Below are 9,681 nucleotides of genomic sequence, written 5' to 3'. Positions count from 1 at the left end.
CAATAGCACTCTACAATTAATAACTTTTTTTCCAATGTTCAAAAGAACATTTAGTAAGATTTCTTATCTAAAATGGAAATATAGGAGTTTACTATCAAATAATCATTCCATTCTACAAAATTTCAATTTTCACTCTCCAATTTTCAACTTTTCCCCTTCTTTTATATTGAAGTCCTCCTTTTCGTTCCACTTCATTATTTCCTGAACACTAACATTATATAATCTTGCTATCTGATACATTGTCTCTCCTGGTTTTACAGTATGATAGCCGTTTTCTGATTGTCTTTCTACAGTTTTTACAATAGGTCCTTGAGCCTCTTCTGTAGTATAAACAACCAACTTTTGACCCACACTAAGCTTATCAGAGATCTTCAGATTGTTCCAATCAAGCAAATCAAGTACTGCCACATCATGTATTTTCGATATAGCATAATAGGTTTCTCCAAGTTTTACTTCATGCATCTTTCTTATAAGATTAACATCTTCAGCAAGATCTTCATCTTCTATTTCTTCAACCACCTCACCTTCAATGTCAATAGCCGTTTCAACTGGCTGCACTTCCTCCTCAACTGGCAACTCTTCAATTACAACAGCCGATGAATCATTTACTGCTTCCATTTCTTCAGGAGCTGATTCTATGACCGGTTCTTTTTCAACCGGCTGTTTTATAATTTCAGGTTCTTTTATCTCAACAATTGGCTGTATTACCTCCTCTTCTTTATACTCAATAGGCACACTTGCTGGCCTGATATAACGAAGCCAAAGCACCCTTCCTGCTTTGATGCTAATATTATCTTTGATGCGGTTCTTTGTTTTTAGCTTCTTAAGCTTTATTCCAAATTTTTGAGAAATTGACCACAATGTTTCACCGGGTTGTGCCACGTGATAATAAGCTTTAGCCTTCCCTCTTTTTGATTTCATATAATACACCTGTCCGGGAATCAAGATACCGTCAATGCCTAAATCATTATACTTTAAGAACTTCCTAAGTGGTATATCTGCCTTCTGCGCCAATGCCGGAATACGATCATTTCTCCCGGCAATAATTCCAGGAAGTCCATTGATGTCAACTATTTTTCCGGCTCTTGCTTCTATCTCATCATGTATTTTTGGAAAAACACCGGGCTCATCGAAAGTATATTCTATTTGCTTTTTCTCCTTGGCTTCCTCTTTTGGAGTTTCATTACTCGCAACAATATCCAGGTTAAGGTTTCCCTTCGGAATTATAACGGCATACTTTTTATCCGTTGGTACCTTTCCTTTTTTCAACCACTTATTATAATCTGCCAATTCTTCTTCAGTAACTCCAGCTTCTTTAGCAATCTCTTTTAAGGTTTTACCACCTACATTATAATATTCAGACACCTGAATTTGCCCTTGCTGGCTCACTGAATTTTCAAAAGCTATTTTATGCGCCAGGTATTTCTTCACATACCAATAGGTCTTCTTATTTACAGTCATCGACTTGGCACCTTCCTGTCCCGGAGGCAAGGCCTTCATGGCTCCACCTGCTCCCATTTGGTATGCCTGTAGTGCGTGAAGCCAGTTGTCAAAGTGCTGATTATTATTGTGTAAATATCTAGCCGCGCCCCTTGAAGCTGATACAATATTCATTCTCTCATCAACAACCTTATCAACGCGCATTCCTACTTCAACAGCAGAGAAGTCCTTAAACTGCCAAAAACCTACCGCATTAGAAGATGATACCGCATCCGCTATTAATGCGCTCTCCTGCAAACACAGATACTTGAAGTCATCAGGAAGTTTCTCTTCTTTAAAAATCCTTTCTATGATTGGAAAATAGGTGCGGGCACGTTCGGCTTTTATCTCAAAATATTTGGGGCTTGCAGTCAATGCATCTACATCCTTTTGGATTTCATCACGAGCATCATCCATAATCCTAAGCTTGATGCCCGCAAATTCCATTCTTGATGGAACCTTTACTTGTTGTGCTACAGCACTGCCCGAAAAAAATACTACGAAAGCCAGGCAAAAAAATCTTATCATATTTTTCTTAAAATCATAAGGCCGTCTCTTACCGGCATTAGTACATTTTCAACTCTTGTATCCTCGTTAACTTTTTTATTGAATAACAATAACGCTTCAGTGTCCTTATCATTGGGTTTTATTGGTTCTACCACTTTACCACTCCAAAGTACGTTATCCGCGATAATAAATCCACCATCATTCAATCTATCAATTACAAGATCAAAATAATTTGAATAATTCACCTTATCGGCATCAATAAAAACCAGGTCCCAATGATAGTCTAACGATGGAATGATATTTAAAGCATCTCCAACATGGGACTCAATAAGGTCTTTATGACCCGCCTTTTCAAAGTAAGATTGAGACATGTCGGTAAGCTCCTCATTAATATCTATGGTCACCAACTTACCGTCACCTTGCATTCCTTCAGCCATACATATCGCAGAATAGCCCGTATATGTGCCTATTTCCAAAATATACTTTGGGTTAATCATCTTAGACATCATGCTTAGAATACGTCCTTGTAGATGCCCGGAAAGCATTCTTGGCTGAAGCACTTTTAAATGTGTCTCTCTATTTAGCGACTTTAATACTTCTGGCTCATTATCTGTATGCTGCTCCGCATACTCCTGAATTTTCTGATCTATAAAGTCCATATCAATTTGGTGTATAGGTCAATTGACTCATCTGGTCTCTAGCAAACATCTCATTCGCCAAGTCTTGCAACTCATTGGCAGTTACATTTTTGATCTTGCTGAATATTTCATCGATAGTATCAATCCTTTCAAGGTCAAGAATGCTTTTGCCCATCATTAACATGAAACTGGCATTATTTTCCTCTGCCATGGCCAACTGCCCCATCAATTGTTCCTTAGCGGTATGAAGTTGTAAAGTTCCTAGTGGCACTTCACGCAGCTTCTGCAGCTCTTTATTAACTAATTTAATACTTCTTTGAAGCTGGCCTGGCTCAGTGCCAAAGAAAATCCCAAACAACCCTGTATCAGAATAAGACTGGTACGTTGCATCGATCGAATAAACAAAACCATACTTTTCTCTAAGTGCCAGATTCAATCGAGAATTCATTCCGGGGCCACCTAGTATATTAGACAGCATAAAGAATGGTAGTCTTTTATCGGATGATATTGGATAGGCATCGCGGCCAATGGCACAGTGTGCCTGTGTTATATTTCTTTCAACGCCTTTTATGGCTGGCACATACTTTTCAAAAGGACTTCGTTCTTTATTGGCATTGTAAGTTGGCACATCCTTCAAATATTTCTCTGCAAGCTTCACCACCTTCTTAAATGGAATATTGCCAACAGAACAGAATACCAGCTTCTCAGTATTGATATGCTCTTTGATAAATTTCTTAAAATCATCTCTGTGAAATGATCTGACACTGTCTGCAGTACCAAGGATATTCATTCCCAAAGGATGGTTAGCAAAAATTACTTGGTCAAACTCATCCTGAATGGCATCATCCGGAGCGTCATAATACATAGACATCTCCTCGAGAATCACATTACGCTCCTTTTCTATCTGCTTTTCAGGAAAAATCGAATCAAAGGTAATATCAGTTAAAAGCTCAACAGCCTTCTCAAAATAGGTATCCAATGTAGAAGCATAAAATGCTATTTTCTCCTTTGTGGTGTAGGCGTTTAGTTCACCTCCAACTGAGTCAATTCTATTGAGAATATGAAAAGCCTTTCGCTTGGTTGTACCCTTGAAGGCCATATGTTCCCAAAAGTGAGCGATACCCTGATTTTGCTCATTTTCATCCCTACTTCCTATATCCAGCATGAAACCACAATGTGAAACTTTTGTTGTGGTAACTTCTTTATGCAAAACACGAATACCGTTGGGTAGCGTGTGAATTTCGTATTCCATTATACCTTACCTTTTCAACTGTAAATTTAGAAGTTTTTTAATTACTAATCCCCCATTCCGCTCTCGAACAATAACGACCGATAACGATCATTAAGATTTATTACAAAGTTGCTAAAATGCTCATTTACAGTGGTTTTAATCTGGCATAGGTATTGTAATGGTCATAGTGTATTAAACCGATAAGACTATGGAAACTGTAGAAACAACTTTTACGCTGACTTATAGTGACGATCAATATGAGCGTGCAAGAGAATATGTTAACGACATGAAAAACCATCCGAGAAGAGTATTCTGGATTGGCAAGAAGGGAAAGTCTGATGAAGAGCTTATTATATCTCACATAGCTCACCGTATACTCTCTGGGTTTTATAATAACTATGATCCATCAATAGCCAGAACACAGATCAAAGAAATGAGAAACCAACGCTCAGCTTAGAGACTATCTAAAACTTTTCTGATAAGACTATCGATGATTTTGTTGGGGTTTTTTGAGAATTTGTTTTTAATGCGATTGGCTATGATGGCATTAACACTCAAGACCTCGTGCCCCAATAACCTACCTAAGGCATAATACCCAGCAGTCTCCATTTCAAAATTTGTCAACCAGAAATCATCCTTGTGGTAGTAATTGATCGCTTCAAATAATCGCTTATTTTTTAATTCTGCTCTTATTTCCCGGCCTTGAGGGCCATAAAACCCGGGACAAGTCACAGTATTTCCTACCACCATTCCTGCTCCAATCTGATCTTTTAAAGTCTGCGAACCTCTGACGACATAGGGAGTAAAAGGAAGCTCAGTAGCAACTTTTAGTTCCTGCCCTACCTCAGTTTCAAAACCATCCTGAGGTAAATTATAATAGCACATCAGCGTATCAAGGCCTACTGCATAATCTGACACAAGATGCGACCCAATGGCCAAATCCTCCTGAAGGGCTCCAGATGTTCCAATTCTGATGATCTTCAGCTTCTTTTTACGCTGCTTAATTTCCCTTTTCTTAAGGTCAATATTAGCCAATGCGTCTATTTCGGTCATGAAAATCTCAACATTATCAGTACCCATACCCGTACTGATAACAGTAATCTTTTTGCCTTTGTAAGTACCAACGTGCGTGATGAATTCCCTGCGGTTCATTTCAAAATCCACATCATCAAAATACTGACTAATCATGTACACACGGCTGGGATCACCAACTGTTAGTATAGTATCAGATATATGTTTTGGCTTAAGATTGAGATGGTAAACGCTACCATCTTTGTTCAGAATTAACTCTGACTCAGGAATTTTTCCCATTACACGCTATTAAAGCGATAAGATAGGTATTAATAAGTAAAATTGAAATGATGTAAAGGGTAAAACCTTCTAAATTATTACGCCCCTACCTTTTGTGCAGGATTTCCAAAAACGGTTTCGCCAGCTTTAACATCAGCTACTACAACCGACCCTGCTCCAACACGGGCGCCCTTTCCTATTTTAACACCAGATACAATGGTCACACCAGATCCAATAAAGACTTCATCATCAATTATGGCTTCTGAATTTACAACAGCTCCTGCACCAATTTGCACTAAGTCACCAAGCTCTGCACCATGATCAATAACAGCATTGGAATTGATAATACAGTGATTAGATATTTTAGCATTGTTGCCAATTGTGGCTCCCATGTTGATCATATTACCATGCCCAATATGAGCGGATGCCTCTACCCAAGCAGTTTTATGAATAGCATTCATAGGCATTACCTTACGCTTATTTTTAAGCATTTCTACCGTGCTCTTGCGCAATTTATTATTATCAAACGCCACAAAGGCATCGCACTTCTTTCCTATAAATTTCAGAAATCCGTCATCTTCCGTTTTGCCAAGAACAATAACACCATCAATCTCTTTATTGTGAAGCGCTTCGTTGTCATCAAGGAAGCCGTAAATTACTACTTCATTGCTTTCTAAAATCGCTTTTGCAGCTTGTCCAAGCTGATTTGCACCAAAAATTATTACCGGATTTTCCATAGTCTGAAATTTAATGGTGCAAAGCTAAACCTAATAGCGGGCGCAACAAAGCGATCAGGAAAATAGCTTATTGACCCAGGGGTTTCTGATCGTAACTATAAATACAAAAAATGGGAGAAAGCCCGTCTTGTACCTGATAAGCGTGCCATAATTAGGTGCAGACAATGTTAAAAACACGGCCATTATGACCACAAATAAAAGAGCCGAGAGAAATAAAAGATTTAAATATGACGCTCTCTCCTTGGGAGCATAAATCACAGCGACTATCAACAAACCCAGCAACACAAGATTTTCCAAGCCAGTTACAATCTTAAACAGCTCTGCAGACTCACCTATGAAAGGTCTAAAAATCCCTGACACCAGTGCTTTAGGTGCGTTTGCCAGGACTGACCAAACATTAGGTTCAAGCGAGCTGAATTCAACAAAATCTCCCGGAGCTGATATCTTCTCAAATGCCTGGTAGTTATCTACGATCACACCCAAAATGCGATGGAGGTAAAAATTGGGGTGAAGCTGTGTTACAATTAAAGAGGACACCACAATAAACAGAAAAAAGGCTGCTGCTTGAACAAGTCCACTTCTTTTCAATTGGTCAAATCTTGTGGTCAAAGAGGAAGTTGCAACAAGCGAGAAACTCAGCAATAGTATTACTGCTGCATAGTAGTATTTAATATTCCACAGCACGAAGAAGTTTAAAAGCAGTATCAACACTTGTAACCAACTTAGTTTATGCTCTTTGACAAATACCAGAATGTATGAAGCAATAAAGTAAATACATCCTACGGCCACGCTCTCCTTAATTATCCCGCTGCACCAAAATACTGCTGATGGAAAGTAGAAGAACGAAAAGATAATGGCTCCTTTGTATTGACCGAAGAATTTTAAAAAGATGGTGGTGGCATACCAAGCACCTGAGAAAGCGAATAGGGAAAAGTACAATGAAGAAATCCAATAATTTCCTCCCGTCAGCAGGTTAATGACGCTCAATAATTTCACCATAAATAAGGCTCTTGGCTGATAGTCATACATGGATGAAAACACTTGGCCATTCACACCAACCAAATATTCCAGATAGGCTCTAAAGTCCTCTGCCGCTACTTTGTTCAATTCCTCAGCTATATTGAAAAATGCATAGGTATCTCCAAATGTGTAGTAGTATTGATAGAGTGCACCAACTCCGATCCCACTCAATAATTTAAAGCCAGCTGCTATAAAAAAATGTTTCTTAAGCTGCTCATTCTTCTTGTAGAGCCACGTCAGATACAGGGCAATAACAATTATATTTATAATGATCAATATCATTTGAGCCTGATTAGTGAGGTACCTATGTTGCAATGAAGACAACGCTTCTTTTTGCAGTAGTTGTTATATAGCTGTATTGACGCCTGAGAGTCAAAAGCTGTTTTAACAGATAACCCCAGGGCGGTCCATTTTTCGATGATGCTGTTCTTCTCAGCTTTGAGCTGTTCCAGCAATTCGACCGACTGATCAATGAAATCCTGATTATCGATCTGTTTTCCATAGGCCACTTTTAATGGAATTACCGTGTTAATCAATATATTATCAACCGATGAAGTCCCTAGCCCTTGATTCTTTGACTTAGATATCTTTGCAAAAGAGTGATGATCAATCCAATAGTCAGAAGGTTTTGACCTGAGCCAGGATGAAATCATTTTGAGATTATCTGATTTTACCAAAAGGTCAAAAACCGATGGCTGCTGATGCAGAATTGCCGCTAGCTGAGCAATGCGCGAAGTAGGAAAGTTTGCCGGTCTTAATCTTAAATACTTCCATTGAAACTTATGCAGCTTTTGATTTAAAGCATATTTCTGCTTTAAATAAACAAACTCCTTTGCAAGCCGCTGCGACTTTTCATCTGATGGCTCATCTAAAAAGCCTGCCATACCAAACAACAATGCCTCAACCTGATTCAGATCATGGGCATGTTTTTTAATGATCTTGAAAGGGAGAGATTGTGCCAGCGTAAGAAAAGGATCACTATTAATTTTGAAACCAAAATTCTTGAATAATAACTGATAAGCCGTTTCCTCCCAATTGCCATTGTTGTTTTCTAGCAGATCGAGCACCACGGTAGACTTATCATATAATCGCTCCATGGCCATCCTATCCAGCATACTCAGTTTGGTAATGTCTGGTACATCACCCCACTGGTTTTCGCAACTCACATAAGTAGCAGGATGGTTGATCAGCTGATTATACTTACTGAGCAAAGTAGGATCAACTCTATTTTTCAACTCTAATGTTGGTAAAATAGAATCGTCCGCTCGCTGAACATCAGCTTCCGACTCCCACACCACATGAAGTATGGTATTATTATAGGCTGGATCGTTTTGGTGTTTATGGGCATTCCAATCTGAAGATTTGACATGAATCTCCACACTGCCAAGCCAGTCCATAATACCTCCTATGTTGATTTTTGATTCTTTAAAATCAGGGCCAGCATCGGTATTATAATGTCCAGGATACAGAACATCTATTGACTGGCCATCAGCGGTAACTAAATCCTTTTTATCAAAATATTGATATCGCCATATATAATGTAAAAAGGCCTCCTGCATCAGTTACAGGTATTGTTCCAAATAGCCTTCCATTTCCTGCTGAAGTTTCAGGGCTTCTTGTCCTGCCCTCTCGGCAAAGTCCTTTTCACTAGATGCATAGATAATTCCGCGTGAACTATTGACCAGTAGCCCACAGTGATCATTCATGCCATGCTTACTGACTTCTACTAAATCTCCACCCTGAGCACCAACGCCAGGCACCAAAAAGAAATTATCAGGCACAAGGCTTCTGATATGCCCAATTTTATCAGCTTGAGTAGCACCCACCACATACATCAAATTATCAGCATTTCCCCACTCCTGACTCTTGCTCAATACCGTTTCGTAAAGTTTTTTTCCATCGCCTTCTGAACTGATCAACTGAAAATCCTGACTGCCTGGGTTAGAAGTATGTGCTAGAAGAATGACCCATTTATCTTCAAACTCAAGGAAAGGAAGTACAGAGTCATGACCCATATAAGGTGCCACGGTTATGGAATCAAAATCCATGGTCTCAAAGAAGGCCTTGGCATAGAGTTTTGAAGTATTGCCAATATCTCCGCGTTTGGCATCGGCTACTGTAAATATCTCCTTCGGAATGTACTCTAAAGTTTTAGCGAGACTTTCCCATCCAACAGGCCCTAAAGCTTCATAAAAAGCAATATTTGGTTTATAGGCCACACAGTGCTTATAGGTATTATCAATAATCTGCTTATTGAATTCAAAAATCGGATCCTTTTCACTTTTAAGATGAGCTGGCATCTTGTTAACGTCAGTATCAAGGCCCACACACAGATAAGAAGACTTATTTTTTATTTGCTGGAATAGCTCGGCTCTGGTCATAGCTGTAAAAATAAAAAAAGGCCACTGAATAGCGGCCATTAGTTCAAGGGTTTATTGTTTGTGGCTAGTGCCAGCGTCTGAAAGTCTATTTAGACATATATTTTTTGAGGAAAAAAAGGTCCAAGTGGATACTTGAACCAGTATTTTTGATAGCCTTCAATTAAATATAACCCATTTTAAGGGCGTGTGCCTCCGCCTCCATAGTATCCTGCACATACAGTATAGGCACATTTTCAGACTCAAAAACTGCTTTTTTATCCTGACTATTATTTTTACCTATAATCCTTATGTACACAGCTTTGACTCTACCCGGAAATTCTGTCAATACCTGATGGTAAATATCAGGGTCTCTCTGGCCACTATCGCCAATAAGTATAAATTGAAGTGTAGGGAAAAGT

At 38.9% G+C, this 9,681-nt stretch carries 10 protein-coding genes; 1 reads left to right on the top strand and 9 read right to left on the bottom strand.

The window, feature by feature from the left end; genetic code table 11:
- Positions 1-129 precede the first annotated feature (129 nt).
- From E1140_RS11325 to E1140_RS11315, 3 genes are read right to left on the bottom strand one after another with little or no spacing between them, the layout of a single operon-like run.
- Positions 130-2,007 (bottom strand): LysM peptidoglycan-binding domain-containing protein, encoded by a 1,878-nt coding sequence (locus E1140_RS11325; protein ID WP_155183365.1) that lies wholly within the window; start codon positions 2,005-2,007, stop codon positions 130-132.
- Positions 2,004-2,645 (bottom strand): O-methyltransferase, encoded by a 642-nt coding sequence (locus E1140_RS11320; RefSeq protein ID WP_155183361.1) that lies wholly within the window; start codon positions 2,643-2,645, stop codon positions 2,004-2,006. Before E1140_RS11320 ends, E1140_RS11325 begins: the two co-directional genes overlap by 4 nt.
- Before the next feature lies 1 nt (position 2,646).
- Positions 2,647-3,879 (bottom strand): insulinase family protein, encoded by a 1,233-nt coding sequence (locus E1140_RS11315; RefSeq protein WP_185153538.1) that lies wholly within the window; start codon positions 3,877-3,879, stop codon positions 2,647-2,649.
- Between the two features lie 184 nt (positions 3,880-4,063).
- Here E1140_RS11315 and E1140_RS11310 point away from each other — a divergent pair, with 184 nt between their 5' ends.
- Positions 4,064-4,312, top strand: coding sequence for a hypothetical protein (locus E1140_RS11310; protein WP_155183355.1), 249 nt, complete (start codon positions 4,064-4,066; stop codon positions 4,310-4,312).
- On the opposite strand, the gene E1140_RS11305 is transcribed toward E1140_RS11310, so the two are convergent.
- From E1140_RS11305 to E1140_RS11280, 6 genes are all read right to left on the bottom strand, one after another.
- Positions 4,309-5,166 (bottom strand): nucleoside phosphorylase, encoded by an 858-nt coding sequence (locus E1140_RS11305; RefSeq protein WP_155183353.1) that lies wholly within the window; start codon positions 5,164-5,166, stop codon positions 4,309-4,311. The two genes, E1140_RS11310 and E1140_RS11305, sit on opposite strands and share 4 nt — an antisense overlap.
- Positions 5,167-5,243: 77 nt before the next feature.
- On the bottom strand, positions 5,244-5,882 hold the full coding sequence (locus E1140_RS11300) for an acetyltransferase (RefSeq protein ID WP_155183350.1): 639 nt from the start codon (positions 5,880-5,882) through the stop codon (positions 5,244-5,246).
- Between the two features lie 54 nt (positions 5,883-5,936).
- Positions 5,937-7,184, bottom strand: a complete 1,248-nt coding sequence (locus E1140_RS11295; RefSeq protein ID WP_155183347.1) for a hypothetical protein — start codon at positions 7,182-7,184, stop codon at positions 5,937-5,939.
- Positions 7,181-8,461 carry a DUF2851 family protein gene (locus tag E1140_RS11290; RefSeq protein ID WP_155183343.1) on the bottom strand — a complete coding sequence of 427 codons (1,281 nt, stop codon included), beginning with the start codon at positions 8,459-8,461 and terminating at the stop codon, positions 7,181-7,183. Before E1140_RS11290 ends, E1140_RS11295 begins: the two co-directional genes overlap by 4 nt.
- A 3-nt stretch (positions 8,462-8,464) precedes the next feature.
- Positions 8,465-9,283, bottom strand: coding sequence for an orotidine-5'-phosphate decarboxylase (gene pyrF / locus E1140_RS11285; protein WP_155183340.1), 819 nt, complete (start codon positions 9,281-9,283; stop codon positions 8,465-8,467).
- A 160-nt stretch (positions 9,284-9,443) separates the two neighbouring features.
- Positions 9,444-9,681, bottom strand: a 238-nt coding sequence (locus E1140_RS11280) for a phosphatase domain-containing protein (protein ID WP_155183380.1), incomplete at its 5' end; no start/stop codon positions are given.

The organism is Fulvivirga lutimaris, from assembly GCF_009711525.1.
GTDB classification, from domain to species: Bacteria; Bacteroidota; Bacteroidia; order Cytophagales; family Cyclobacteriaceae; genus Fulvivirga; species Fulvivirga lutimaris.
This window is presented reverse-complemented; position numbering and strand designations above follow the sequence as displayed.

Bases quoted from the DNA above. Each gene is read 5' to 3' on its own strand.
- E1140_RS11325 (WP_155183365.1), bottom strand. From the start codon at position 2,007: ATGATAAGATTTTTTTGCCTGGCTTTCGTAGTATTTTTTTCGGGCAGT.
- E1140_RS11320 (WP_155183361.1), bottom strand. From the start codon at position 2,645: ATGGACTTTATAGATCAGAAAATTCAGGAGTATGCGGAGCAGCATACA.
- E1140_RS11310 (WP_155183355.1), top strand. From the start codon at position 4,064: ATGGAAACTGTAGAAACAACTTTTACGCTGACTTATAGTGACGATCAA.
- E1140_RS11305 (WP_155183353.1), bottom strand. From the start codon at position 5,166: ATGGGAAAAATTCCTGAGTCAGAGTTAATTCTGAACAAAGATGGTAGC.
- E1140_RS11300 (WP_155183350.1), bottom strand. From the start codon at position 5,882: ATGGAAAATCCGGTAATAATTTTTGGTGCAAATCAGCTTGGACAAGCT.
- E1140_RS11295 (WP_155183347.1), bottom strand. From the start codon at position 7,184: ATGATATTGATCATTATAAATATAATTGTTATTGCCCTGTATCTGACG.
- E1140_RS11290 (WP_155183343.1), bottom strand. From the start codon at position 8,461: ATGCAGGAGGCCTTTTTACATTATATATGGCGATATCAATATTTTGAT.
- pyrF (WP_155183340.1), bottom strand. From the start codon at position 9,283: ATGACCAGAGCCGAGCTATTCCAGCAAATAAAAAATAAGTCTTCTTAT.